This window comes from Poseidonibacter ostreae (assembly GCF_009208075.1).
In the GTDB taxonomy this organism is placed as follows: domain Bacteria; phylum Campylobacterota; class Campylobacteria; order Campylobacterales; family Arcobacteraceae; genus Poseidonibacter; species Poseidonibacter ostreae.
This window is the reverse complement of the sequence record NZ_WFKJ01000009.1, coordinates 19,079-45,177: the sequence shown is the minus strand read 5'-3', so window position 1 is coordinate 45,177 and position 26,099 is coordinate 19,079. Positions and strand designations below refer to the sequence as shown.

The 26,099-nt window shown below is 27.1% G+C and carries 27 protein-coding genes and 1 pseudogene; 19 read left to right on the top strand and 9 right to left on the bottom strand.

Annotation, left to right across the window (positions count from 1 at the left end):
- The 5 genes from GBG18_RS04595 to GBG18_RS04575 form a co-directional block, all read right to left on the bottom strand.
- Complete coding sequence (locus GBG18_RS04595) at window positions 1-804, bottom strand: NADH-quinone oxidoreductase subunit C (protein WP_152188824.1); 804 nt, start codon at window positions 802-804, stop codon at window positions 1-3.
- The gene (locus GBG18_RS04590; protein WP_076088921.1) at window positions 804-1,313 is read right to left on the bottom strand and encodes a NuoB/complex I 20 kDa subunit family protein; all 510 of its coding nucleotides are present in this window, start codon (window positions 1,311-1,313) and stop codon (window positions 804-806) included. The genes GBG18_RS04595 and GBG18_RS04590 overlap by 1 nt, the downstream gene beginning before the upstream one ends.
- Window positions 1,295-1,684 (bottom strand): NAD(P)H-quinone oxidoreductase subunit 3, encoded by a 390-nt coding sequence (locus GBG18_RS04585; RefSeq protein WP_152188822.1) that lies wholly within the window; start codon window positions 1,682-1,684, stop codon window positions 1,295-1,297. The genes GBG18_RS04590 and GBG18_RS04585 overlap by 19 nt, the downstream gene beginning before the upstream one ends.
- 249 nt (window positions 1,685-1,933) lie before the next feature.
- Window positions 1,934-3,667 carry an ATP-binding protein gene (locus tag GBG18_RS04580; RefSeq protein ID WP_152188820.1) on the bottom strand — a complete coding sequence of 578 codons (1,734 nt, stop codon included), beginning with the start codon at window positions 3,665-3,667 and terminating at the stop codon, window positions 1,934-1,936.
- Window positions 3,668-3,675: 8 nt separating this feature from the next.
- Window positions 3,676-4,035, bottom strand: a complete 360-nt coding sequence (locus GBG18_RS04575; RefSeq protein WP_152188819.1) for a hypothetical protein — start codon at window positions 4,033-4,035, stop codon at window positions 3,676-3,678.
- Between the two features lie 112 nt (window positions 4,036-4,147).
- On the opposite strand from GBG18_RS04575, the gene GBG18_RS04570 reads away from it, so the two are divergent.
- On the top strand, window positions 4,148-4,765 hold the full coding sequence (locus GBG18_RS04570; protein WP_152188817.1) for a tetratricopeptide repeat protein: 618 nt from the start codon (window positions 4,148-4,150) through the stop codon (window positions 4,763-4,765).
- Between the two features lie 6 nt (window positions 4,766-4,771).
- Complete coding sequence (locus GBG18_RS04565) at window positions 4,772-5,395, top strand: tetratricopeptide repeat protein (protein ID WP_152188815.1); 624 nt, start codon at window positions 4,772-4,774, stop codon at window positions 5,393-5,395.
- Window positions 5,396-5,419: 24 nt separating this feature from the next.
- Here the strand turns inward: GBG18_RS04565 and nfo are convergent, their stop codons facing one another.
- Window positions 5,420-6,265, bottom strand: coding sequence for a deoxyribonuclease IV (gene nfo / locus GBG18_RS04560; protein WP_152188813.1), 846 nt, complete (start codon window positions 6,263-6,265; stop codon window positions 5,420-5,422).
- 234 nt (window positions 6,266-6,499) lie between these two features.
- On the opposite strand from nfo, the gene GBG18_RS04555 reads away from it, so the two are divergent.
- A complete protein-coding gene (locus GBG18_RS04555; protein ID WP_152188811.1) occupies window positions 6,500-7,699 on the top strand; it encodes an NAD(P)/FAD-dependent oxidoreductase in 1,200 nt (399 codons plus the stop codon).
- Between the two features lie 17 nt (window positions 7,700-7,716).
- Here the strand turns inward: GBG18_RS04555 and GBG18_RS04550 are convergent, their stop codons facing one another.
- Entirely contained in the window at window positions 7,717-8,010 is a 294-nt protein-coding gene (locus tag GBG18_RS04550) for a hypothetical protein (RefSeq protein WP_226896421.1), read from the bottom strand.
- 246 nt (window positions 8,011-8,256) lie between these two features.
- Here GBG18_RS04550 and GBG18_RS04545 point away from each other — a divergent pair, with 246 nt between their 5' ends.
- Window positions 8,257-9,423, top strand: a complete 1,167-nt coding sequence (locus tag GBG18_RS04545; protein WP_152188809.1) for a hypothetical protein — start codon at window positions 8,257-8,259, stop codon at window positions 9,421-9,423.
- A 92-nt stretch (window positions 9,424-9,515) separates the two neighbouring features.
- Here the strand turns inward: GBG18_RS04545 and GBG18_RS04540 are convergent, their stop codons facing one another.
- Both GBG18_RS04540 and GBG18_RS04535 read right to left on the bottom strand, forming a co-directional pair.
- Complete coding sequence (locus GBG18_RS04540) at window positions 9,516-10,097, bottom strand: hypothetical protein (RefSeq protein ID WP_152188808.1); 582 nt, start codon at window positions 10,095-10,097, stop codon at window positions 9,516-9,518.
- Window positions 10,094-11,164 (bottom strand): hypothetical protein, encoded by a 1,071-nt coding sequence (locus GBG18_RS04535; protein WP_152188806.1) that lies wholly within the window; start codon window positions 11,162-11,164, stop codon window positions 10,094-10,096. The genes GBG18_RS04540 and GBG18_RS04535 overlap by 4 nt, the downstream gene beginning before the upstream one ends.
- Before the next feature lie 128 nt (window positions 11,165-11,292).
- On the opposite strand from GBG18_RS04535, the gene GBG18_RS04530 reads away from it, so the two are divergent.
- From GBG18_RS04530 to GBG18_RS15515, 15 genes and pseudogenes are all read left to right on the top strand, one after another.
- Window positions 11,293-12,234: a TP0624 family protein gene (locus GBG18_RS04530; protein WP_152188804.1), complete on the top strand. Its 942-nt coding sequence runs from the start codon at window positions 11,293-11,295 to the stop codon at window positions 12,232-12,234.
- Window positions 12,231-13,187, top strand: coding sequence for a tetratricopeptide repeat protein (locus tag GBG18_RS04525; RefSeq protein WP_152188802.1), 957 nt, complete (start codon window positions 12,231-12,233; stop codon window positions 13,185-13,187). Before GBG18_RS04530 ends, GBG18_RS04525 begins: the two co-directional genes overlap by 4 nt.
- Before the next feature lie 87 nt (window positions 13,188-13,274).
- The gene (locus GBG18_RS04520; protein ID WP_152188801.1) at window positions 13,275-14,348 is read left to right on the top strand and encodes an epoxyqueuosine reductase QueH; all 1,074 of its coding nucleotides are present in this window, start codon (window positions 13,275-13,277) and stop codon (window positions 14,346-14,348) included.
- The gene (gene lpxB / locus GBG18_RS04515; protein WP_152188799.1) at window positions 14,345-15,388 is read left to right on the top strand and encodes a lipid-A-disaccharide synthase; all 1,044 of its coding nucleotides are present in this window, start codon (window positions 14,345-14,347) and stop codon (window positions 15,386-15,388) included. Before GBG18_RS04520 ends, lpxB begins: the two co-directional genes overlap by 4 nt.
- Window positions 15,389-15,440: 52 nt before the next feature.
- Window positions 15,441-15,884 carry a 3-hydroxyacyl-ACP dehydratase FabZ gene (fabZ, locus tag GBG18_RS04510; protein WP_152188797.1) on the top strand — a complete coding sequence of 148 codons (444 nt, stop codon included), beginning with the start codon at window positions 15,441-15,443 and terminating at the stop codon, window positions 15,882-15,884.
- A gap of 7 nt (window positions 15,885-15,891) precedes the next feature.
- On the top strand, window positions 15,892-16,674 hold the full coding sequence (gene lpxA / locus GBG18_RS04505) for an acyl-ACP--UDP-N-acetylglucosamine O-acyltransferase (RefSeq protein ID WP_152188796.1): 783 nt from the start codon (window positions 15,892-15,894) through the stop codon (window positions 16,672-16,674).
- A gap of 14 nt (window positions 16,675-16,688) precedes the next feature.
- On the top strand, window positions 16,689-17,909 hold the full coding sequence (gene clpX / locus GBG18_RS04500; protein ID WP_152188794.1) for an ATP-dependent Clp protease ATP-binding subunit ClpX: 1,221 nt from the start codon (window positions 16,689-16,691) through the stop codon (window positions 17,907-17,909).
- A gap of 12 nt (window positions 17,910-17,921) precedes the next feature.
- Window positions 17,922-18,953 (top strand): rod shape-determining protein, encoded by a 1,032-nt coding sequence (locus GBG18_RS04495; RefSeq protein ID WP_152188792.1) that lies wholly within the window; start codon window positions 17,922-17,924, stop codon window positions 18,951-18,953.
- Complete coding sequence (gene mreC, locus GBG18_RS04490) at window positions 18,946-19,758, top strand: rod shape-determining protein MreC (RefSeq protein WP_152188790.1); 813 nt, start codon at window positions 18,946-18,948, stop codon at window positions 19,756-19,758. Before GBG18_RS04495 ends, mreC begins: the two co-directional genes overlap by 8 nt.
- Window positions 19,759-19,862: 104 nt before the next feature.
- Window positions 19,863-20,075 carry a hypothetical protein gene (locus GBG18_RS04485; RefSeq protein WP_152188788.1) on the top strand — a complete coding sequence of 71 codons (213 nt, stop codon included), beginning with the start codon at window positions 19,863-19,865 and terminating at the stop codon, window positions 20,073-20,075.
- Window positions 20,076-20,077: 2 nt separating this feature from the next.
- Window positions 20,078-20,728: a response regulator transcription factor gene (locus tag GBG18_RS04480; RefSeq protein ID WP_152188786.1), complete on the top strand. Its 651-nt coding sequence runs from the start codon at window positions 20,078-20,080 to the stop codon at window positions 20,726-20,728.
- Entirely contained in the window at window positions 20,718-22,436 is a 1,719-nt protein-coding gene (locus tag GBG18_RS04475; protein ID WP_152188785.1) for a sensor histidine kinase, read from the top strand. The genes GBG18_RS04480 and GBG18_RS04475 overlap by 11 nt, the downstream gene beginning before the upstream one ends.
- Window positions 22,437-22,451: 15 nt before the next feature.
- Window positions 22,452-22,589, top strand: a pseudogene (locus GBG18_RS15730) (hypothetical protein); the annotation flags it as partial.
- A gap of 63 nt (window positions 22,590-22,652) precedes the next feature.
- Window positions 22,653-22,865 (top strand): hypothetical protein, encoded by a 213-nt coding sequence (locus GBG18_RS04470; RefSeq protein ID WP_152188783.1) that lies wholly within the window; start codon window positions 22,653-22,655, stop codon window positions 22,863-22,865.
- A 20-nt stretch (window positions 22,866-22,885) separates the two neighbouring features.
- On the top strand, window positions 22,886-26,098 hold the full coding sequence (locus tag GBG18_RS15515) for a flagellin N-terminal helical domain-containing protein (RefSeq protein ID WP_226896457.1): 3,213 nt from the start codon (window positions 22,886-22,888) through the stop codon (window positions 26,096-26,098).
- Window position 26,099 lies beyond the last annotated feature (1 nt).

Below are 26,099 nucleotides of genomic sequence, written 5' to 3'. Positions count from 1 at the left end.
TTACCTTCTTCTTTTTAAAACAACTGATTCTTCAGGTTTTAAAGTTTTCATAATTTTTGAGCTATCTTCTTCTTGATAAGAGATTGGCGTTTCAGGTTCAAATTCAGTAATATCAGTTTGAAATGGAACCTCATGTCCTAGTCTTGCAAATCGTTCTGTGTCATATCTATCAATTGCAGCAGGATCTCTTTGCTCTGGTCCTATTACATCTCTAGCTTCTTTTCCAAAGATTTTATCAACTTCATACCATGATGCAGCCTCATCACCTTGAAGCGGGTAAGTTTTTCTTAATGGGTGGTCATACCAATCATCTGGCATAATAATTCTTTTCATATTAGGATGATTTAAAACTTTAACACCTAACATATCGTACATTTCTCTCTCAGACCAGTTTGCTGAATCAAATACTGAAGTAACAGATTCAACTGTATCATTTTTGTTTAAGAAACATTTGATTCTAAGTCTTTTGTGTTTTGAAAGTGAAAGCATTTCATAAAATAATTCATATCCATCTTTAGCTGCTAGATAATCAATAGCAGACATTTCCATAAGCATGTCATACTCTAGTTCTTCACTTAAAAACTTCATGATTTCTACAATATCATTTTTATCAACATTCAATACAAGATGAGTATGTTCAATATAAGCATCTTCTACTTTAAATGATTTACAAAAAGATTCATAATCTTTTGAAAAAATTTCATCTGAATTTATATCTAGTCTAGGAACACTTGGACTTACGAAGAATCTATCTGAAAAAGGTGCTTGTCTTTGAACATTATCTTTTGGCGTATATTTTCTCATTACACTAACCTTTTTTTCTTATGAGCTCTAAAAATTGACTCTTTTCTGATTTTTCTTTGAAGTGTCATAAGTGCGTATTGTAGTGTTTCTGGTCTTGGAGCACATCCTGGAAGATAAATATCAACTGGAATAATTCTATCTGCACCTTGTACTGTTGCATAAGTATTAAACATACCTCCAGTATTTGCACATGAACCCATTGAGATTACCCATTTTGGGTCTGGCATTTGGTCATATAATCTTCTCATAAACTCAGCATGTTTTTTTGTAAGAGTTCCTGCGATTATTAATACATCAGATTGTCTTGGACTTGCTCTAAAAATAGTACCAAATCTATCGAAGTCATATCTAGATGCTCCTGTTGCCATCATTTCAATAGCACAACATGCTAATCCATAAGTCATTGGCCATAGTGAGTTTGAACGACCAAAATTAACTAACTTATCAATAGTTGTTAATTTAATTGGTGCGCCACCATCTTGTAAATAATTTACTTTATGCTGTGCCATTCAAGGGCTCCTTTTTTCCATGCGTATAAAAATCCGATTGATAATAGTGTGATAAATAGTAACATTTCTACAAATCCAAACCATCCTAATAACTTAAAGTTAACAGCCCATGGAAACATGAAAATTATTTCTACATCAAAGAGAATAAATAATAGTGCTATTAAATAAAATTGTGTTGATATTGTATTAGGTTGTTTTGTAACTTCTGGTCCACATTCATATAATGTAGTCTTTAATTTTTCTGTATCTAGACGTGCTATTTTTCTACTAATATACCGTGATAGCCATACTGTAGCACCGAATGCAGTGAATGTTACTATAAACATCACAAATGCACCAAAATAAGGATGGGCAAATTCCATGTGTGTCATATTATATTTCCTTTAAACCTTAAAAAAGTTTTCTTTATAATGACTAATATTTTATCAAATTAGTGATAAATAGCCACTTACAATAATTTAAGCAAATAATAATCTAACCTTTTAAAAGTAAGCTTATTTTTTAAGTGTTTTTTTAGGATACTCATAAGATGGTACAAAAAGAAACACTCTATAATCATTGTTTTAAATAAAAATTATAAAGATATTTTAACGTTAAAATCTAATATAAATATGAGATTTTTAGAAAAACCCCACTTTATTTTCACTATCAAATTGCCCTTTTTGTTCTTTTGTAATTTGCTCTTCAAAATCCTTAACATTAAAAATAGGCTCAGCTGTAGCTGCTATTTTATAAGCAGTATTTTTAATAATTAGCTCTATTTGCCCACCTGTCAAATCATAAGTAGCTAACTTATCAATATCGAAGTTTTGGCTTAAAGGAAGATTTGAAGGAAGTAGTTTTTTCCAAAGTTCAAGTCTTTGTGCTTTATTTGGTTTAATAAATTCAATCTTATAATTGAATCTTCTTGAAAATGCTTTATCTAAATTTTCAAGTAAATTTGTTGTTGCGATTAAGATGCCATCAAACTTTTCTATTTGCTCTAAAAAAATATTTTGCATCTGATTATGCATTTTATCACTTCCACTTCCAGCTCCTGAAGTTCTTCCGCTTAAAAACTGGTCTGCTTCATTTAGTAACAATACTGGCTCTGATTTTGTTTGCTCTCTTAACTCATAATATTTATCAAAAATACTTCTAACATTTTTTTCACTTTCACCTACATACATAGATAAAATTTTTGAACAGTCAAAACTAAGTACATCTTTTTTTAAAGATTTCGCCATTGCTAATGCTGTTAATGTTTTACCAGTTCCTGCTACTCCATAAAAGATAATCTTTGCTTCAATCCCTTTTTTCTTATCTTTAATTCCCCATTGTCTTAATCGGTTTATTACATCTTTATCCACTTGTTTTAATAAAGCACTTAGTGTTTCTCTTGTTTTGTCATTTAAAACAACATCTTCAAGTGTTTTTGATGTATTTATAAGCTCAAAAGTATCTTGCTCTTTAATAATAGAATCAAGCTTTATTTTTGTTCCTCTAGTTTTTTTCTTAGTTGGATGTGAGATTTTATATAATACCTCATCTGGAATATAGAAATTTCTATTAATTCCACCAAAAGCTGTTAAAACCTCATCATAATCTACTAGTGAGTTTGCTACAAGAGTTGAACTCTCTTCTAGTAAAGATCTATATTTAATCTTCTCATAATCATCACTTGAGATTAATTCAATTAATGCGTTCATATCTCTAATTGAACCATCGCCTCCTGAGTACTCTTCTTTTAATAGTGCTAAAAATAGTGTTTGCTCTTGCTCTTTTAAATCATTTTCTTTAAAAAAGTCTTCTAGCATAATTGAGTTGCTTGTAACTTTTATTCTCTCTTTAATTCTATTTTCTAGTAATACTAACTTTGATTTTAATCTATTTGAACTAGGTGAATTTATAGCAAAGTTCTTTTTTACAACATTTAATTGCTGCGCTAAATCTATTTTAAAAAACTGGTCTTGTAGGTATTCTAAGTGGTCTGAGTAGTTTTTAATTTCTGGTAACACAAAATCATTTGAACCATTTTCAAGTAGTTTTAAATATGAGCTTGATAAAGAAATACTTGAGTTTAATAACTCTAGTTTTGATATCTCATTTAATTTGATTTGATCAAATGATATTTGAACTAACCATCCAAATTCAAGTAAGGATTTAATTAAATTTAGTTTCTCTAAATGCTCAAACTTTTCTGTATCATAAAATTTACTTAATACATCAATAACAACTAAACTATCTCTTCCTTGTGTATACTCTTTTGTAATAAACTGTAATAATATTGCTTCTTCTTTTGTACATTTTAACTGTGCATAAAAATTTGTATCTTCTATCTTCTTTGACTTTATAAAATCAATTAATTCTTTCATTATTTATTCTAATCCTGTTTATTTAATTTTTCTTCTAATTGCATGTAAAAGATATCTGTTTCTTTGGTTTTTGAAAAAGATATTTTGTCTTTATCATTAATTAGTATATTTTTATCTTCTTTTTCTATACTCTGTATATCTTTGTATTTATACTCTAATTTATCTTTTTTTATATCAAGACTAAAACTATTTGGTATTTCTAGTAGTTCATCTTTACATAATGCTTTGTATGAACCTTTTGTATAAATATAATTACTACATTTTTTTTCTGTAATATAATTTTCTATTTTTTCTAAGTTCGAATTATCATACATATTTAAAGCCATAACTATAAATACAATAAATAAAAAAAGTCCAATAAAAATCATTATATCTCCTATATAGATTAAATCATACATAAATATCTCTTAACAATTTATGAACAAAAAAAAAGGTAAAATAAGCCCATAATTTAAACAAGAGAAATATAAAAGGGAAACCATGTCAAAAAAAAGTCTTAGATTATTGCTACTTGCTAGTATTAGTTCTTTATTATTTATAGGATGTGCTAATCACGAAGCTGCAATAAAAACTATGCCAAATGAGATTGCACAAGCAAATGAGTGTAAAAGTACAAATAAAGAGTTTGAAGCAGATTGTTATGATTTAATTTCATATAAAAACTCAATTGCAATGCTTCGTTCAGGAGTAATAGCATATTCAAAAGGGAATTACCAAGAAGCTTTTCAAAAGTATACTATTGCACAAAAAAAAGGTAACTTTTATGCAAATTCACTTTTAGCTGACCTTTATAATAAAGGAAATGGAATTCCAAAAAATCAAGAAAAAGCTCTTGAGCTTTTAAAAGATGTTGATAATGTTGATGGAATTGCTGCATATAAACTTTCATTTTATTATATAAATAAAAAAGATTATGATGAGGCTATAGAGCTTTTAACTTTTGCAGGAAATAACAATGTTAAAAAAGCTCAATATGAATTATCAAAAATATATAGAGATGGTCTTATTACAAAAGATAATCCAGAAAAAGCAAAGTTTTGGTACGAAAAATATGAAGATAAAAGTAATAGTTTACTTAGAAAAATTTACGGGATATAAAATAAAATGATAAAAACAATACTTTTAACTTTTATAGTAGTACTTACTTTTAATGGATGTTTTTTCAAAGACCCTGTAAAGTTTGAAAAAGAAACATTACTTCAAGAAGCTAATACATGTAGTAAGTTTGAAAAACTAGATTCAAAACTTAAATGCTATGAAAAAATCGTGGATAAAAACTCAGTTGCTCAATTAAGACTTGGAATTTATTATGCAGAGAAAAACGAATTTCCAAAAGCACTTACTTTACTAGAAAAAGCAAAAGAGAATAAAAACTTTTATGCAAACTTACCTTTAGGGTATTTATACTTTAAAGGAGATGGTGTTGAAAAAGATTTAGAAAAGTCTTTTAACTATTTAAAAGAAACTGCTAATATTGATGCCAACGCAGCTTATCAATTATCAAGATTTTATTTTGAGGGAATTGTTATAGAAAAAGATATAAACGAGGGTATAAGACTTATGAAAAGTTCTGCAAATAAAGGAATGAAAGTTGCCCAAAGTAAATTAGCTTCTATTTATAAACAAGGTGCTTTTGGAGTTACAAAAAATGAAAAAGAAGCTCTGATTTGGTTTAATAAAGCAAAAGAGAATAAAAACGATACAACATTTGATATATATAAACTGTAAAGTTTATATATATCTTTAGTAGATTTATTTTTCTACTAAATCATAAAGCGCTTGAATTTCTTGCGCCCAAATCTCTTCATTTATTGTTTCTAATACAAGAGGAATATCATCCATTCTATCATCATTCATAATAAATTTAAAAGCATCCCAACCAATTTTACCCTCACCTAGTGAGTCATGTCTATCTACTCTGCTTCCAAGTTCTGGTTTAGAATCATTTATATGCATTCCCATTAAATACTCACGTCCTACAATTGAATCAAATTCACTCCATGTCTTATCGTAAGCTTCTCTTGTTCGAATATCATAACCAGCTGTAAACATATGGCAAGTATCAATACATACACCAATTCTACTTTTATCTTCAATCTTATCAATAATATGTGCTAAGTGTTCAAACTTATAACCTAAGTTACTTCCTTGACCTGCAGTGTTTTCAATTACAAGCTTAACATCATTAGTTGCATCAATTGCTCTATTTAATGTCTCTGCAATATTATCTAAACACTCATCTTCAGTAATCTTTCTAAGGTGAGAACCTGGATGAAAATTAAGCCTATCAAGCTTTAAAATCTCACATCTTTCAATTTCATGAATAAAACCATCATACGATTTCTCTCTATTTTCAATTATTGGATGTCCTAGATTTATAAGGTAGGAATCATGAGGTAAAATATGCTTTGTTTGAACCCCTGATTTTTCTAACTCTTCAAACCACTTATCAATTACTTTTGTTTCTAAATCTTTAGCTTTCCACTGTCTTTGGTTTTTTACAAATAAAGCAAAAGCTTTTGCGCCTATTGCTTTTGCATTTATTGGTGCGTTAAATACTCCACCACTTGCACTTACATGTGCTCCAACATATTTCATAATATTTCCTATAGTTTTTAAATTTTCTTATATTACAATTTTTTCTCTTAGGATAAGAGTAGCTATATTTGAGCTATAAATTTTTAGTATCATTATTATAACAATTAATTATTTTATCTCATTTTCTGTTACATAATTACTAAGCATACATCATTTTATTAAAAATGATTACTATTACTATTGTCTAAAGAAATATTATAGATAGAATAAAAGATATAAAAAGGAAGCGGATTTATGGAGAAAGTTGTAATAATTGGTGGTGGGTATTCCGGAATTTATGCACTACAAGAACTAGCAAAAAATAAAAATATACAAATAACCTTAATAGATAAACATACATTTCATAACTTACAACCAGAAGTTTATGATTTAATTGCAAATAAATCAAATATTGCAGATGTTACTATTGATTTGACTACTTTATGTATGGGGATTAACCATGATTATGTTGAGTATAAAAATCTAAAGGTACGAAAAATTGACAAAGAAGCCCAAAAAATATATACAGAAGAAAAAGAGATTGTAGAATATGATTATTTAGTAATGGCAGCAGGAACAAGAACATTTTTCCCTCCACAAATTCCAGGACTAAATAATGCACATGATATTAAAAAGTTACATTGGGCAATGTTCTTTAAACAAAGTTTTGAAAATCAACTTTTCAATAAAATTAGTAATGAAGCAAAACAGTGTGATGACACGCATATTGTAGTAGTTGGTGCTGGTTTATCTGGCGTTGAAATTGCAGCTGAGATGGCTTATAACTCGAAGATGTTTTTTAAACGTGGAAATTTTTCATGTGATAATTTAAAAATATCACTTGTAAGTAGTTCTGATACTATTCTTCCAGGATTAAGTTCTAAACTTATTAGTATGTCACATAAAAGATTGAAATCTTTAGGTATTAATGTTATTACAAATACAAAACTACAAAAATGTAATGAGGACCATTTAGAGTTATCAAATGGTACTAAAATCTACCATTCATTTATTATATTTACAGGTGGTATTGAAGCTTCAACGATTACAAGTGATTTAGATGTAGAAAAAAATGGAAGAGGACAAATACTTGTAAATGAATACTTACAAGCACAAGGTCATGAAAATATTTTTGCAGTAGGAGATATTGCAGAAATTAAAAATAAAAAAGGCGAAATAATGCCTCCTAATGTTACAGTTGCAAGAATTAGTGGAACATGTGCTGGGAAGAATATTTTAAAACATATAAATAAGAAAAAACTAGTTGCTTGTGATCCTAAACTTGAAGGTATTTTAATTGCTCTTGGTGGTAAATTTGCAGCAGGAAACTTATATGATATGGTTCATGTTGAAGGAAGAATTGCTTATGAGATTAAAAAGTATGTATTCTCTTCATATAGAAAACCACTTCTTAAAATCATCAAAGCAGGTTATAAAAAGTTAAAAAAATTATAAATTAATATTAAAGAGAATTAATCTCTTCTGATTTTAATCAAAATATTATTCTCTTTATCTCTATGAACAACTTCTTTTTCATTTTTATCAAATAAGTTTTTTAAAAACATTTCATTATAAGATTTATTCAAATTTTCTCTATTAAATGTTTTTAAATCTTGACATTTAAAAGTACTTTTACAAACTCTATTCTCATATATTTTCATATCAAGTACCACCGTACCAGCGGAGAATATTTGAACTTGGGTATAGTCACTATATTTATAAATGAAACCCTTGTCATAGAACTTCATTTTTGGTGTTTTAATCAAAATCGTTGCACTTGAACTTTGAATTATTTGCTTTGTTGCACATGCTGAAAAAAAGAGTATTACAAGTATAAAAGATATAATTACTTTAATATGGAATCCTTTCTCTATAATTTACATTATTATAGCAAAGCTTTATAACTTGATTAATAATATTAATAAAAAATGTAATACTTTATTATAAATACCTATATTTTATTACTTTTTAAAATTTTATCTATTATTATATTGTTTTAATAAAGGAAATTAATGAGATTATTATTAGCTTTGCTACTTGTTACAAATATAGTTTATGCAAACTCTAAACTAGAAACAGTTAAAACTTCTTGTATACTTCAATCTGAATACTCAGGGAAAACTTTAGAACAACAAAAAGAAGTTTTAATAAATCAAGCTAAAAGAGATGCTTTAGAAGAACTATATGGAAGCTTAATTGTTTCGAAGACAAATGTTGAAAATGGCAAACTAATCTCAGATAAAATCAAACAAAAAGCAATCGGTGCGATTAGAGTGAAGGGTAACCCAAAGTTTTATAATGGAGAAAATTTTGGTGAAATATGTTCTGATATTAAAGCATATATTACGGAAAAAGATTTAGAAAAATATTCACAAAAACAAGTCTCACTTAAGAACTTTTGTTTCAATGATACAACTGTTGCCACAAAAGATATAAAATACAAAGCAAAAGAAAAAGCTTATAGAGAAATACTTACAAAATATAAACCCTCTCTTAGAAATATCTCTTTAGAAGAAGCGCAAGAGTTAATTCATAAGTTTAATATTTCAAAAGATAAATTTGATTTTAATACAGGTTCTTACTGTTTTGATGCAATAGGTTCTGTCTATCCATATGAACTAGAGTTATATAAAGCAAAACCAACTAGTCATAAAAAGAAAAAAGAAGAAGTAGTAAGAGAAGTTCCAAGAGTAGTTGAAACAAAATCTAATACTTTAAAAAAGATTACTTTTGCAAACGATTACTTAGAAGGCCAAGTTAGCTATAAAATAGTTGGAGATGAAGCACATGTTGATATTTTTATTGACAATATTTATAGAAGTTTAAAAGGTGGAGTTTCTGTTTCTTTTCCACAGTTTACTAATAGTAGAAGAATCCTTGATACATCTTCAAATAAAGCATCTACACTTAAAGTATATAAAAAAGGAAGTAAACTTTGGAATGCAAAGTTGAAAAAAGTTATTAGATCTTCTTATTTATTAATCGAAGGTTGGCAAACTTCTTGGAGAAAACATAATATGCAATCTATTTCTTTAGTAATTGATATGTATAAAATGGATGAACTAGTATTAAATGTAAGAGCTGTACTTGTAAATGGCAAAAAACAATTATTACTACCAGCTTATGGAAGAGAAGACCAACAAGACTTTCCAGTAAAACAAATTATTATTAAAAGATAAATATAGCCTTATAACTCAAGTAATAATTAATTATTCTAATTTTACTTGAGAATAACAAAAGCTATATATTATTTTCCTTATTAATTTTATAACTACTCTTCAAAAACATAAATTTCTGCATCTTGAAACTTATCTTTAAATCCTCTAGTTTTTGGTGCTACTGTGAACTTAATTCCTGAAGGAAGAAGTGTAGGACTAGAATTAATATCACGAATACTACCTCTTTTTATAACAATTTTATAATCTATATATCTATTCCCAAATTTATCATTTTTTGTATCAACTAAAAAATATTCTGCAGTTTGATTATTTTTTGAATTATTATAATAAATATACTTACTACTATGACTATACGTATGAATATAATTAGGACCAACATTAACGTATACTAGTTTACTTGTAATATCACTTGGAACTTCTATTCTTCCATGAATATTAATAACAATTTCACTTTCATTGATTTTATTAACTGTTCCTAAAAATTGTTTTGTATCAAAGGAAGCTCTTTTAGAGTACTTAATATAATCAAGCATTGCACCTTGTGATTTTAACGTTATATCAAAATATGCAGTGTTATATAGTTTTCCTGTTGTATCACTACTATTTGTACTTGCTCCAAATAAATTTAGAGATAATAGAAATAGCGATATTACTACTAAAACATTTTTTTTCATTTACTTTTCCTTGTATATAAATTTTCTAGTTTTATTGGAGAATAGATATTGTTTTTTTGCTTTTCTAATAACTTAATATCATAAGCATTTTTTGAATTGATAATCATTTCTATTTTATTAAAACCTAAATCTAAAGTTATCCCACCTATTGGATTTTTCTTAGTTAAAACAACACTATTATTGATTTTTAAAGTTGCATTATTTACATCTGATTCTAATTTAAATTTTTTGTGTATAATACGTTCTGAATATAAATATCCACTTATTCTTATGACATAAACTTTTTCTTTTTTAAGAATATCATTTGTAAAGTTTTCATTAAAAAGGCTTAAGTCCTTTTTTAATTTTGTATCAAATATCTCATTTTGTAAGCCATAATCAGATTTTTTAAAAAATGATACATATAAACCATTGTCTTTATTTGATTTAATAGAAGAAATATCTGTTAATTCTAATTCGTGCGGTAGAATATCACCTCTTGCATCAAAACAATAGCTTTCTTTCTTAGTATCAAAAGTCTCATTAGAAATAATAAATTTGTGAATATATTTTTTTGCATCTAAAAGTTTTATATCTTTAAATTCTGGCTTAAATCTGGTAATCATCTCTATATAAGCTTTTTCTTTTGCTTTTTGCTTTAAATCTTTTAAAGTTATAGAAGTATCATTAAAACAAAAGTTATTCAATATTACAGATTTAGGAGAATACTTTTCTAAATCTTTTTTAGTAATATAGACATGTACTTTTGAACATATTTCACCAAAATTTTCTCCATTGTAAAATTCAGGATTTCCTTTTAGCCGTACAGAACCAACTGCTTTTTGTTTTATTTCATCTGTTACTAGTTTCCCATTTAAAACATCTGTCTTAGATAAAATTGTAGTTCCATATAATTCTTCTAATGCTTCTCTTTTAGATTGTTCAACTAGTATTCTTTTTAACTCATCTATTGTTTTATTATTATAGTTTGATTGTAAAATACAATTAATTTTTGAGGTTTCATATTTGTCATTTGCCCAAATAGTTAATGAAATAAAAAAAATAAAAAGAGCTGTGAAAATTCGCATTAAATACCTTAAATATCTATTTATAAGGATTATTTTATAGTAACTTTCATATTAAAAAGGTTAAAAAATAATATTTTTAACATAAAAATTAAGATAAAATTCTTTTATTATTTAAATTAAGGTCACGTATGAAGAATTTTTTATTTCTATTATTTCTTATTCCCTTTTCATTATTTTCTAAAGATGTAATTGAAGAATCTGAATATTGTAAAACAAATTGGACTATTGGAACAATTGAGTGTACAGGTGAATCAGCAGAAGAACCAGTACGATATAATGCCAAAAGAGCATCAGTAACTATTGCAAGAAGAAACTTACTTGAATATACAGAAGGTGTAAAAATTGATTCTTCAACAACAGTAAAAGATGGTATGTTAAAAAGTGATATCATAACTAGCTCTGTAATTGGTACTGTAAATGGAGCTCAAGTAATATCGAATAAATATAATTCTTCTGATAAATATGCAACAGCAGTTATAAAAATAGATTTAGGTAAAGACTTATTAAAATCTATTTTAAGAAATGACAAACTCACTAAGATGAATTCAGATGAATTCAAATTTTTCACAAATATTTTTAATACTCAATTAAATGCAAAAGAGGTTTATACAACAAATGAAAAAGAGACTATTAATAAATTAATTAAAGATTTTAAAGAAACTGATAACAAAAGCGCTAAAGAGTTTTTAGAAAAAATTATAGAAGAGTTTGATACTACTTTATATAGTGGGATATTAATAGACGCAAGAGAATTAAAAGATATGGAGATTGCTTTAAATTTAAAACTTGTTAATACATATGGAGAGGAAATATATCCATCAAACTTAACAAAAAAAACGAACTTTATTGAAAAAAATGGTGTATCAGTTGCATTAGATTTAGATATTAATGATGCCCGAAATAATGCTAGAGTTCTAAATGTTCCTTATGAAATAAAAGCAGTTAGTACATTCAAAAATAAAAAATCTGATTTAGTTATTTCAAATGAAGATATAGAGAAATTAAATCCTTATAATATGTTATTAAAACAAGCAAAAATAATTGTTGTTGTACCAAAGAGTAGAAAATGAAAAAAATACTAATTACCTTATTTATATTTTTTATTAGTCAAGCTATTGCAAATGATGAAATGGATTTCAAAAAACATTTACAAAATGAAATATATGCGATTGTTAAAACAAAGAAATTATATGATGCAGGAGAATATACGAAAGCTTCTATTTTATCATCCAAAGGTCTGATTAAATACCCTAATGAAATATCGCTTTTGCAGCTTAGAGCCAAATCATATTATGCTCTAAATAACTTGGAAAAAGCAAGAATAGATTTTTTAAAAGTTCTTCAATTAGAACCTAGTAATAATGAAGCACAAGAAGGTATTTTAAAAATCGAAGCTCAGGAAAAAGCAAAAGTTAACAAAAATTCAGAATCTATTAGTGATTTCATTCAAAATAAAGGTTTCTCTTTTCTAATGATTTTTTTAGGTTTTTTAGGTTCTCAAATAATTGCTAAAAAATATTCATTTTGTAATATGCATAGTGAAAAAAATCAAATTAATTATTTTATTAGTGAAAAAAATAACTTCTTGATTACTTTTAAAATCTTTTTTAAAAACATTTTTTCTATTTGTAATCTATTATCTTTATTAATATTTATTACCATAATATTTACACTGACAGTTGTAATTATTAGTATAATTTTAGCAGCACTATATTTTAATGATTCATTGCTTCTTATTACTAGTAATGAAATAGGAACTTATATTAAAAGTTCTATTTTACTTTCAATAATCATATATCTAGTAAGTAGATACAATTCAATTAGAAATATTGTTATTACAGAAATGGATGTTGCAATTCTATTACAAAAACAATCTTTAAATGACAATTTTAAAGACTTAAAAGACTCTATTGAGATATTGGAAAAACATAAAGTAGGCACTACTCTAGAATTATTAAAATATTGTACAAATGATGTAGCTATAAATATAATTAGAAAAACTTTACTCTTAATTAAAAAATAAAAAAGTTAGTATGTTGTAAATACATAAACCTTTGTTTTAAAATATTTTACTATAATATCTTTAAATTATAAAATCAAAGGTTATTTTTTGTTAGTACATATTTGCTGTGCCGTCGATAGTCACTATTTTTTAGAAAGAGTTCAAGAAGAGTATCCAGATGAAACTCTAGTAGGTTTTTTTTATGACCCTAATATTCATCCTTATAGTGAGTATCGTTTAAGATATTTAGATGTAGAGTACTCATGCCAGAAATTAGGCATTGAGCTTATTGAAGGTCCTTACAATCTAGAAGAGTGGCTTAAAAAAGTAAAAGGTATGGAGCATTTACCTGAAAAAGGTGATAGATGTACTGTTTGTTATGATGATAGACTTGATAATACAGTTGCTAAAGCAAAAGAGTTAGGTCATGATAAATTTACTACAACTCTTTTAATCTCACCTAAAAAATCTCAAGAAAAGCTTGATATTATAGGTCATAACTTAGAAAAACTTCATGGAATTGAGTTCATTTACAGAGATTATAAAGCTGGAAATGGTGCAGAAATTCAAGGTAAAAAAGTAAAAGAAAACTCTTTATATAGACAAAACTATTGTGGTTGTTTATTTGGTTTATCAGCACAAAGAGAAGCTCAAGATAAAATCATGGATGAGATGTTTAATCCTATCTCAAATCAAATTTTACCTGAGTCAATTGAAGAGCGATTAGAACTTTATAAAAGAAGAAATGAGCTTGAGACAAGCGGTGAAAAATACAAAATAGTAAAACACAGATTTTTAAATTATAGACTTTTAAGTGCCCGAGTTAAAGTAGCTAAACAAACTATTCCATCATACATTTTACCATACTCAATGATAAATAGAAACAAAACAAATGGAAGAATTGAGTATGAAAAAGATGGAATCAACTATCTAAATAGAGATGAATTAAAAATTATTTCTCTTGAAAAGTTTAATGCTCTTGCAAATACAAATTATAAAAGCGTGAAAGAATTAATGTACCTACCTCCATCTTTTGAAGAAGAATTAGAAGTAAGAAACCAAATAATAAAAAGTGCTTTTAACTTAAGTACTATTATTGTTTTAGATAAAATTATAGACGCAAAATATGAGATTGAACTAAATGCTGAAACTTACGATGACGTAAGAGAGGAAATTATATGAAACTATTAGTTTGCGCAATGGAGACATCTTCAAATATTCACTTAAAAGAGTTAAAAAAACATTTTAATGATGATATTGAAATGGTAGGTGTTTTTGATAAAGAACTTGGAAATCCTTTATATGATTTAACAGCTTTAGCAATAATGGGAATAGTAGATGCTTTAAAAAAACTAAGATTTTTCTTTAAACTTCGAGATGAATTAGTAGAACTAGCAAGTGATTGCGACAAAGTTTTATTAATGGACTCATCAGGCTTTAATCTTCCTCTTGCAAAGAAGTTAAAAGCAACTTATCCAAATAAAGAAATAATTTATTATATTTTACCTCAAGCTTGGGCTTGGAAACCAAAGCGTGTAAAAAAACTAGAAAAATATTGTACAAAACTATGTTCAATTATACCTTTTGAGCAAGAAATGTACACTGATAAAGAAAAAATTATTTATGTAGGACATCCTTTATTAGATGAAATTTCTGATTTTAAAAAAGAGTTAAATTCAAGTGGAAAAATTGCATTTATGCCTGGAAGTAGAAAAACAGAGATTAAAAATCATATGCCAATTTTCAAAGAGCTTGCAAAAAAGATACCAAATAAAGAGCATATTCTAATAGTACCTTCAAAATTTGATAAAGATTATATAGAAAAAACGTATGGTGATATATCAGGTTTTACAATATCAACACAGGCACATGAAACACTACAAGAGGCAGAATATGGTTTTATTTGTTCAGGAACTGCAACACTTGAAGCAGCTCTAATTGGAACTCCTTTTACTCTTTCATATATTGCTAAAAAACTTGACTATTTTATTGGTTCAAGATTTGTAAAATTAAACTTTGTAGGACTTGCAAATATTTTCTTTGAAAAAATGGGAAAAGAACAAATTCACAAAGAATTTCTACAAGAAAAAGTAACAGTTGAAAATCTATTAAATGATTATAATTCAATGGATAAAAAGTTATTTTTCAAAAAATCACAAATCTTACGAGAATACTTACAAAATGGAAGTTCTAAAAATGTAGCAAGCATAATTCAAAACTAATTTTTTTTTAGATATAATCTTTACCATTAATCAAATAAAATTAGGATTGTACATGTTAGATATTACGCAAATTCAAGAAATTCTTCCTCATAGATATCCACTTCTTCTTGTGGATAGAATCACTGAAATGGACTTAAAAAAATCAATCAAAGGCTTCAAAAATATTTCTATTTCTGAACCAGCATTTCAAGGACATTTTCCAGGTCACCCAATTTACCCTGGTGTATTAATCTTAGAAGGTATGGCTCAAGCTGGTGGAATCTTAGCTCTTAAGAGTTCAGATTTAAGCGAAGAAGAGATGAAAAATAAAGTAATTTACTTCATGAGTATTGATAAAGCAAAATTTAGAAACCCAGTTAAACCAGGTGATAGATTAGATTACGAATTAGAAGTAATCAAAATGAAAAGTACTTTAATGATGTTAAGTGGAAAAGCTTATGTAGATGGTAAGTTAACTGCTGAAGCTGAATTTAAAGCTATGATAGTGGACAAATAGGCTTATTATGAATAATATACATAAAACTGCAATAATTGAAGAAGGCGCAAAATTAGGTGATAATATCACAATTGGTGCTTTCACTATTATTGGAAGTAATGTATCAATTGGTGATGGAACAGTTGTAGATTCTCATACAGTAATTGAGGGAAAAACTACAATAGGAAAGAACAACCATATCTTTTCACATGCAGCAATTGGAACAATACCTCAAGACCTTAAATTTGATGGTGAAGATGTAGAACTAATTATTGGTGATAACAATAAAATTAGAGAATTCACACTATTTAATCCAGGAACAATTGGTGGTGGTTCAATCACTAAAATTGGTGATAACAATTTATTCATGGGATATACTCATGTTGCGCATGATGTAATTATTGGAAATAATTGTGTATTTGCAAATGGTGCAACACTTGCAGGTCATGTAGAAGTTGATGACTTTGTAGTTGTTGGTGGGCTAACTCCAATACATCAATTTTGTAAAATTGGAACTCATGTAATGGTAGGTGGTGCTTCAGCAGTTGCTCAAGATATTCCACCTTACTGTTTAGTTGAGGGGAATAAAGCTGTTTTAAGAGGTCTTAACTTAAATGGATTAAGAAGAAGATTCAAAGATAGAGCAGATATAAATGCAATCAAAAGCGCTTATAAAGCACTATTTGAATCAGGTAATCCATTAGCAGATGTTGCAAAAGAATTACTTGAAACTAGTGAAAATGAACATGTAAAAGAATTAGCGAATTTTGTAGTTAATACAAAACGTGGTATTCCTTACAACAGAAAATAGATAATAGGTAGAAAATGAGCAAAATTATATGTGACTTTTGTGGAGCAACTGACTCTAAAGATAATCCAGTAATAGCAGGAGACAATGCTTCAATTTGTAAAGCTTGTGTAACTGCTGCAAACGATATTATGAGTGGTAATCTTCCTGCAGAAGATAAAAATGAACAAGAAAATACAAGTTCAAAAGAAGAAGTAGTATTAAGAACACCTGCACAATTAAAAGCAATTTTAGATGAGTATGTAATTGGTCAAGATACAGCTAAAAAGGTTTTATCAGTTGCTGTATATAATCACTACAAAAGAATATTTAGACATCATGAAATTGATGACGATACAGAATTAAATAAGTCGAATGTTTTATTAATAGGACCAACAGGTTCTGGTAAAACTTTATTAGCTCAAACTATCTCTAAATATTTAGATGTTCCTTTAGCAATTGCTGATGCAACATCTTTAACAGAAGCTGGTTATGTTGGTGACGATGTTGAAAATGTTGTTACAAGATTAGTTCAAGCAGCAGGTGGAGATATTGAGAAAGCTCAAAGAGGTATTATCTTTATTGATGAAGTTGATAAAGTAGCAAGAATGAGTGAAAATAGATCAATTACTAGAGATGTTTCGGGTGAAGGTGTTCAACAAGCATTACTTAAAATCGTTGAGGGTGCTACTGTAAATGTTCCTGCAAAAGGTGGAAGAAAACATCCAGGACAAGAAGCACTTCAAGTTGACACTACTAATATCTTATTCATTTGTGGTGGTGCATTTGATGGTTTAGAAGATATTATCAAGAAAAAAGAAGGTGCTAATGTTTTAGGATTCAATCATGAAGCAAAAAGCAAAAAAGATGATAAACAAATAATCTCAAAAGTTGAAACAGATGATTTAGTAAAATATGGCTTAATTCCAGAATTAATTGGTCGTCTTCATATGTTAGCCACATTAAATGAAATCACAGAAGATGATATGGTTCATATTTTAACTGAACCTAAAAATGCATTAATTAAACAATATATCAAACTTTTTGAAATGGATGATGTAACACTTAAATTTGATAAATCAGCATTAAAAGAACTAGCTCGTCTTGCAATTGAGAGAAAAACAGGAGCAAGAGGTCTTAGATCTATTTTAGAAGATATTATGCTTGATATCATGTTTGATTTACCAGATTACAAAGATAAAACTATAACAATAACAAAAGATGTGGTTCTAAAACTAAAAGAACCAAAAGTTGCATAAAAAGGATGAAACGTGTTTTTAGATAAATTAATAGGATTATTTTCAAGTGATATGGCTATTGACTTGGGAACTGCTAATACAATTGTTTCAGTAAAAGGAAAAGGTATCATTATAAATGAACCTTCAGTTGTTGCTGTTCAAAATGATAAATATGGTAGAGATAAAATTTTAGCAGTTGGACAAGAAGCTAAGCAAATGATAGGAAAAACTCCTTTAAATATTCAAGCAGTTCGACCTATGCAAGATGGTGTTATTGCCGATTTTGAAATGACTGAAAGAATGATTAGATATTTCATTGAAAAAGCTCATTCGAGAAAATCTTTTATTCGTCCAAGAATCATTATTTGTATTCCTTATGGAATTACACAAGTTGAAAGAAAAGCAGTTGAAGAATCAGCTATGAGTGCAGGTGCACGAGAAGTATTTTTAGTTGAAGAACCAATGGCTGCAGCAATTGGTGCAGGAATTCCTGTATCAGATCCATCTGGATATGTAGTAGTAGATATTGGTGGAGGTACAACTGAAATAGGTGTAACTTCATTAGGAGGATTAGTACTTTCTAAATCTATTAAAATTGCAGGTGATAAGTTTGATAAATCAATTATTGAACATGTTAGACAAAACTTCAATTTATATATAGGTGAAAGAACTGCTGAAAATATTAAAATTGAAATTGGTACGGCTGTTAAACTTGATACTGAACTAAAAATCAAAGTTAAAGGTCGAGATAATTCTGGATTACTTTCAACTATTGAATTAGGTAGTGAGGGTGTTAGATCTGCAATTAAAGAACCACTAAAAGAGATAGTATCTGCAGTACGTTCTGTATTAGAAGAGATGCCGCCTGATTTAGCTGGAGATGTTGTTGATAATGGTGTTATCTTAACAGGTGGAGGTGCTTTAATTAGAGGTATTGATACTTACTTAGCTGATATTATTAAACTACCAGTAAAAGTTGCTGAAGATCCATTATTAGCAGTTGCTTATGGAACTAGTGCTGTATTAGATGAGGATGCTTTACTTAAACTAATCACTAATGCGTAAATTCTTATTTGTAATTCTTTTTCTTATAATTGGTTTATTATATCTCTTTGAGGTAGATAAGCTAATTATCAAGAACTTTACCTTTTTTAATGACCTAAAACTATCATATATAAATAAAGTAATAGGAATATCTACAACTGTAGAAAAATACTTTAATCAAGCAAGTAGTATAGAAAAACTACGAATTGAAAATAATGAATTAAAAGAGTATAGAATCCTTTACACAGCAACACAAAAGCAACTTGATACAATAAAAGAGTTTGTAATTACTATGCATGCTGACGAAACAAAACCTAATATTCATTTAGCAAAAGTATTATCATATATAAACTTTAATGACTTTACAAAGGTATGGTTAGATCAAAAAAAAGAAGATGACTCTATTTTAGGTCTTATAACTGAAGAGTATGCAGCGGGAATTGTTGTAAATGAAAATGGAAAATCAGTAGCACTTCTAAATGGAAATAAAGAGTGTTCTTATGCAGTTTTTATTGGAGAAGATAAGGTTCCTGGAATTATTACCTCTTCAAAAGATGGGAAAAACTTACATATTAAATATATTCCAATTTGGGCTGAAATAAAAATAGGCGATGAAGTTATAACTTCAGGAATGGATAATATCTTTTTTGAAGGACTAAAAGTTGGAAGAATTTCAGAAGAGAATAAACTTCCAGATATGCAAACAGCAATTATTAAACCATATGCAAATGTATTAAAAAAGAAATATTTTTATACATATAAACACTATTCACATGATAAAAAAGAGGAAATAAACGAGAAGAAAAAAGAGTCTACTAAGAAGTAAAATGATTTTCTAGTAAACTACAAAAAGATACTAATACCTTTTAGTTATAATTATATCTTTAAAAATTTGACATATATTTTACATTAAGAGTTCATAATCATTTTATGAAAAAAGAAATAATTGAATTCTTAAATAGTATAAATGAACACAATGATTATATTGTAAAAAGATATCCAACTGTAAATCTCATTTTAGATCAAATAGATATATTACTTATAAACAATGCGTCAGATGAAATGATTTTAAACTGGTATAAATCAAATTATAGTGCTATAGAGATTATTAAAGAATATATTGAAAGAAACTCAAAAGGTTAAAATTGAAAATATTATTAATTGAAGATGATGTTGAGTTAGCAACTTCTATAGAAAGATTTTTTAAAATAAAAGCTCACAATATAGATACATTTTATGATGGTTTTGATGTTATTAATCATTTAGAAGAGAAAAATATAGATTATGACTTATATATTCTAGATGTAAATGTTCCAAATATTGACGGATTAGAGATACTAAAGTTTATTAGAAAAACTAAAATTGATGTACCTGTAATTATTATAACTGCTTCACTTGAAATTGAAACACTTCAAACTGCTTTTAATTATGGTTGTACAGAATATATTAAAAAACCATTTAATTTACTTGAACTTGAAATAAGACTAGATAGAGTTTTTTATACAAAAACTGATATTGTAAAAATTGAAGATGATTTTTTTTATGATAAAAGTTCAATGGAATTAAAATATAAAGAAGAGTCAATTAAATTTAGAAAAAAAGAAAAACTTTTTGTTGATATCCTTTTTAAAAATATTGGGTTTATTGTTTCAAATGATTCAATAATAGATTATGTATGGGAAGGAGAAGTAAAAGAGAAGTATCCAATAAGACAACTTGTTAATACTATTCGAAATAAACTTCCATATGATATTATAAAAACAGAAATAGGAATTGGCTATAAAATTGAAGGATAATTACAGATTAAATCAATATTTATCATCAATATTTTATCTTGTATTATTTTTACTAGTAATTGGTTTATCAACTTTATACTATTTATCCCAAAAAAATATCACTGATAATTTTAAAAATAGGATTTATAAAAATTCTCTCCATATTAGAGAACAGTTTAGGCTTTTAGTTGATAAAATTCAATATGATTTTAGACAAAAAGAGCAAGAAAATATAGAGAAATTAAATTTTGCAGTGGATTATATTAATAAAAATGAAGATTTTTCTATTGATAAATTACAAAAACTATTAAATGAAAATGTAACTTTAGGAAAATATGAAATATTTATAATTAATAAAAAATATACCATAGAAAAAACTTCTTTCAAAGCTGATCTTGGACTTGATTTCTCAAAGTTTAAAGTAGTAAAAGAGTTATTTGATTCTATTTTTGAAAAAAAAATTGATATTGATATTTCTGCACCAAAAGTTGACTCATCTACAATGAGTTTAAAAAGATATCTTGTAAAACTTTCAACAGATGGGAATAAAATTATTCAAATTGCTTTTGCTTTAGACTCTTTTGCCTTAATTAAACAAAAGCATAAGTCATTGAAATATCTTGCGGATGAAATTGATTTATCTTTTGCTACAAAGAATACATTACAACATATAGATTTGTATAATCAGAAACTAAAGAAAAAAACTATGGAAGATAGTTGGAAGGAAACACTTGTTTTTTTAAACCAATTATCAAATACTTTTCCTGAGCATAAAAAAGAAATTAAGAAATTAGTATCAATAAATGTAAACGAGAAGAGTTTAGTCTTTAATGAAGAATTAACTAAAATTTTGAAAAATAAAGATAATCTTTTAGTTAAGGTTGATAATTCAGAAAAATATTCTATAGTTTATTCAATTACAAACGGACTTTTTAATAAAAATGATGAAACAAAACTAATAGTAAAAACTAAATTTAATAATGAATATTTTAAGGAAGAGATTAATAAGACTTTATATACTTCAATATTAGTTTTTGTTGTTTTATTTTTGATTCTATTTTTTGTATATAGATTTATTTTGAGTAATGTAACAACAAAACTTTTAAATATCATTCAAGAAATTAATAATAACCAAATATCAAATGAAAAAGATATCATAGTTCAAGAGATTAAAACACTACAAGACGATTATAATCAATTGCATAATAAATTAAATAATGAAGTTCAGAAAAACCAACTTCTACTTTCTCAAAATAAACAGTTTATATCTGATATGGTTCATCAAATTAGAACTCCACTTAGTGTAATTATGGCAAATACAAATTTAATTGAATTAACTCAAAAAGATAAAAACACAAAAGAGTTTATTGATAGTATAAATTCTTCAATTAATATGCTTACAAACTCTTATGAAGATTTATCTTTTATTGTTGCAAATGATAATATTAAGTATACTCCCAAAATGTTATCTATATCTGAACTTTTAAAAAGCAGGTGTCGCTTTTTTTCTTCAATTGCTAATTCTAGAAAAAGAGATATTATTGATAAAATAGAATCAAATATTAACTTTTTTATTAATGAAATAGAATTAGAAAGGATGATTGATAATAATATATCAAACTGTATAAAATATTCTAAACCAAATACTTTAATTGAAATATCGTTAACAAAAAATAAAGATAGTATAAAACTAGAGTTTATTTCAAGAGGTGATGAGATTAAAGATTAAGATAAACTATTTGATAGATATTATAGAGAGAATGATTCACAAAGAGGTTCAGGGATTGGACTAAATATTGTAAAAAATGTTTGTGATAAGTATAATATTAAAATTAATTTAACTTCTAAAGATTCAAAAAACATATTTACATATACATTTTAAATTTGACATAGATTTGACAATTATAATCTAAAATAAAAATTATTTTATTTAGAAGGATTTAATATGCTCAAATCTTTAAAACACTCTTATAAGTTATTACTTGGAATAATCAGTATTCTTTTATTAAGTGGATGTGTTCCATATTACAGTTCTTATGGAACACCATACTATTATCAAAATACCTATTATCCGTCACCACTGTATTACGCAAGACCGATGCGTTATCATACACCAGTACCTTATCATTCTGATGTATTTATTCCTTATTATCCATAACCTAAGAATTTTGATAGTGAATGAATATAAGTTATTTATCATTAATTGCACAAGAAAACCTTACCAATAACAGAAATAAAATATCTGATTCTTTAAATAAATTATCAAGTGGACTTAAAATAAATAAAGCTAGTGATGATGCATCAGGACTTGCAATTTCTGATAAATTAAGAACTCAGGCATCAGGTATTAAACAAGCAATATCAAATGCAAATAGTGCAGTTGCTTTCGCACAAATTGGTGATAAAGCAATGGCAGAACAATCAAATATTTTAGATTTTACAAAACAAAAACTAATTCAAGCTGCCACAATGACGACAAGTGATGAAGGTAGACAAATGATTTTAGGTGATATACAAAAATCACTTACCCAATATGACCAAATCGCTTCAACTACAAACTATAATGGAATTACAATTTTACAAAAGAGTTCAGATGACCAAGGTGAATCTTCTGAGCATACATTTCAAGTTGGGGATAATGCAAAAGATATAGTTTCTATTGAAGTTGTTCAAGCAAATACTTCATATGGAAGTGGAAATCAAGTTGATACTTTAACAATATCTGGTAAAATCAAAGAAAAAGATATATTTACTGTTGTGATAAATGATATTGCAGTTAGTTATGTGGCAACTGCTTCTGATGTAGGAACAACAAGTGATAAACATAATCAGATAGCCTTGGGATTAAAGAGTGAAATAGAATCTAGTAGTGAATTATCTAAATTAATTACAGTTGAAAACACATCTAATGGTGTATTACAATTTAGTAGTAAAAGTGATGGAGAAACATTTACTGTTAATCCTGGAACTATAACTTTAGACACTGATATTAGTCTTGGTTCTTCTAGCTCTTTAGCTGCAGTTGCCCAAGAAATGACTTATGAATTTAGTGGAACTATTGAATCAGCAGACACATTTACAGTTGGTGGTGTATCTTATACAGTACAAGATAGTGATAGTTCAATGAATGATATTGTTGATAAAATAGTTGAAGGACTAAATGGAACAGATGGTGGTTCTATTGTAGGATTAAATGTAATTTCAACATTAAGTGATGCAACAGCTTCAAGAAATAGTTCAGGCAATTTAGTATTAACTGCAAATACAGCAGGAACAGCCTTTACTCCACTTAGTTATTCAGCATCAAATCTAACAAGTATTGATGACCAGTTAATATCTACTTCAACTGTCCAAAATAATGTTAAAGAGATATTAGCAGTAGAAGAAAAATTCATTGAAAAAACTGTTCAATGGAGTGGAACAACAACAATTCAAGAAGCAGATAGATACTACTTTACTGTTAATGGTTATTCAATGGATTTTGTTCCACATTTAAATCCAAGTGTAACTACAAAAGAAGATTTGTTAAACTTTTTTAATAATAAACTTTTAAATGCACCTTCAACAAATACAAGTGACGCATTGTATGGAGTTACTTTTTCATTAAGTGGTGATACTTTTACTTTCAAATCAAAAGATGCAATTAATATATCTGCTTGGGAAAATGTAATTAGAACCCCTGCTGAACATAATTATGAAGTTGTTGATACTGAATCAATATTACAAGAAGGAGTTGTAGGAAGTTCTGTAAATGTAAATAATTATTTACCTGTTACTTCGAAACAAGAACTAACTAAAACTGTATTGAAAAGTAATATTCAGGTAGGAGCTACTGTATACATAGGTTTTACAAATGGAAGTAGAGATTTTTATGATATTAATAACGATGAAGTAACAAGTTTTAGAATAGGTTATACAGTACAATCTGGTGATACTAAAGAAGATATTGTAGATGGATTAATAAACACTTTTAATAATGATTCAAGGAGTAATACTCTTGTAAAAATTTACAATGGAACAGCATTAGAAGATGTAAACCAGTTTAGTATCTCAAAAGATGCGAATGGAGATATTATTACAGGTTCATATCAACAAAGTGCCTATCGTACAATTAATAATACTTTTTTTCCCGAAGTATCTTTTTCATCATACTCTTCTACATATGAAGATGAAGTGGGAAATACTATAGATGATTATATTAGAGGTCCAAGTCTTTATGGTAGAGTTCCAGATACTCCAAATTTAAGTCCAATTATTACCAATATTAATGATAGTTACATTTCACCCGTATCTCCAATATCTCCTGAGAATCAACAAGAAAAATATACATTATCAGGAACTATTGAAAAAGGTGATAAATATAATATTGCAGGGATTACATATCAAATTCAAGCAAGTGACACAACAATTGAAGATGTTGTAGATAAACTTATAATTGGTCTTAATGGTGGAACAGCAACAGGATTATCAGGAACTTCTACTTTAACAAGTGTTACTGCATCTAAAGATAGTACAACTAGTTTATTATTAACAGCAGATGTTACAGGAACTCCTTTTACTTTACCAAGTTTTGAAGCATTAAATGTAGGTACTAATGACCAAGCAATAAGTTTAATTAATACAATTGATAATGTACCTGCTGGAGCAGAAAGTTTTTATGATATTTCAGGTTTTATAAATGAAGGAAATATTTATAATATTGGTGGAGCAATTTACACTGCTCAAAGTGGAGATTCAAAAGAAGATATAATAGATGGGTTAGTTAAATCAATTAATGGAGATAGTGCAAGTGGTGTTAGTGGTTCACCTTTATCAGGTGTAGTAGCATTTAAAACTCCTCCACCAATACAAGTCTTAATAAAACCTTCAATAACATACACAATTAGTGCAAGTGTTAATCTTTCTAATATAACTTCAGACCAAATTAAAAATGATTTATCTATTAATTCTTCAAATGTAGCAACCTTTGAATCATCAACAAGTAAATATGAAACTTATACTGAAGATTCAACAATAAAATATGATAATGAAACACAAGATATAGATACTCAAAACTTGCAAAGAGTTAGAAGTTTAGCATCGCTAAAAAATCTTGATTATTTAACAATAGATATTGCTAAAGAGTTTATGTCAATAGTTGATGAAAATCTTACTACAATAAACGAATTTAGAGGAAATTTTGGTTCTGCTCAAAATCAATTAGAATCAGCTACTAGAAATTTAATGACTTCATATGTTAATATTAAAAATGCTGAATCTATAATCAGAGATGTTGATTATGCAATAGAGAGTGCAAACTTTAATAAACTAAATATAATAACTCAAGCAGGTAGTTTTGCTTTATCACAAAGCTATAAACAAGTTGAAAATATATTAAATTTACTGAAGTGAA

Coding starts and splice junctions, on each gene's coding strand:
- GBG18_RS04595 (WP_152188824.1), bottom strand. CDS start 804: ATGAGAAAATATACGCCAAAAGATAATGTTCAAAGACAAGCACCTTTT.
- GBG18_RS04590 (WP_076088921.1), bottom strand. CDS start 1,313: ATGGCACAGCATAAAGTAAATTATTTACAAGATGGTGGCGCACCAATT.
- GBG18_RS04585 (WP_152188822.1), bottom strand. CDS start 1,684: ATGACACACATGGAATTTGCCCATCCTTATTTTGGTGCATTTGTGATG.
- GBG18_RS04580 (WP_152188820.1), bottom strand. CDS start 3,667: ATGAAAGAATTAATTGATTTTATAAAGTCAAAGAAGATAGAAGATACA.
- GBG18_RS04575 (WP_152188819.1), bottom strand. CDS start 4,035: ATGATTTTTATTGGACTTTTTTTATTTATTGTATTTATAGTTATGGCT.
- GBG18_RS04570 (WP_152188817.1), top strand. CDS start 4,148: ATGTCAAAAAAAAGTCTTAGATTATTGCTACTTGCTAGTATTAGTTCT.
- GBG18_RS04565 (WP_152188815.1), top strand. CDS start 4,772: ATGATAAAAACAATACTTTTAACTTTTATAGTAGTACTTACTTTTAAT.
- nfo (WP_152188813.1), bottom strand. CDS start 6,265: ATGAAATATGTTGGAGCACATGTAAGTGCAAGTGGTGGAGTATTTAAC.
- GBG18_RS04555 (WP_152188811.1), top strand. CDS start 6,500: ATGGAGAAAGTTGTAATAATTGGTGGTGGGTATTCCGGAATTTATGCA.
- GBG18_RS04545 (WP_152188809.1), top strand. CDS start 8,257: ATGAGATTATTATTAGCTTTGCTACTTGTTACAAATATAGTTTATGCA.
- GBG18_RS04540 (WP_152188808.1), bottom strand. CDS start 10,097: ATGAAAAAAAATGTTTTAGTAGTAATATCGCTATTTCTATTATCTCTA.
- GBG18_RS04535 (WP_152188806.1), bottom strand. CDS start 11,164: ATGCGAATTTTCACAGCTCTTTTTATTTTTTTTATTTCATTAACTATT.
- GBG18_RS04530 (WP_152188804.1), top strand. CDS start 11,293: ATGAAGAATTTTTTATTTCTATTATTTCTTATTCCCTTTTCATTATTT.
- GBG18_RS04525 (WP_152188802.1), top strand. CDS start 12,231: ATGAAAAAAATACTAATTACCTTATTTATATTTTTTATTAGTCAAGCT.
- lpxB (WP_152188799.1), top strand. CDS start 14,345: ATGAAACTATTAGTTTGCGCAATGGAGACATCTTCAAATATTCACTTA.
- fabZ (WP_152188797.1), top strand. CDS start 15,441: ATGTTAGATATTACGCAAATTCAAGAAATTCTTCCTCATAGATATCCA.
- lpxA (WP_152188796.1), top strand. CDS start 15,892: ATGAATAATATACATAAAACTGCAATAATTGAAGAAGGCGCAAAATTA.
- clpX (WP_152188794.1), top strand. CDS start 16,689: ATGAGCAAAATTATATGTGACTTTTGTGGAGCAACTGACTCTAAAGAT.
- mreC (WP_152188790.1), top strand. CDS start 18,946: ATGCGTAAATTCTTATTTGTAATTCTTTTTCTTATAATTGGTTTATTA.
- GBG18_RS04485 (WP_152188788.1), top strand. CDS start 19,863: ATGAAAAAAGAAATAATTGAATTCTTAAATAGTATAAATGAACACAAT.
- GBG18_RS04470 (WP_152188783.1), top strand. CDS start 22,653: ATGCTCAAATCTTTAAAACACTCTTATAAGTTATTACTTGGAATAATC.
- GBG18_RS15515 (WP_226896457.1), top strand. CDS start 22,886: ATGAATATAAGTTATTTATCATTAATTGCACAAGAAAACCTTACCAAT.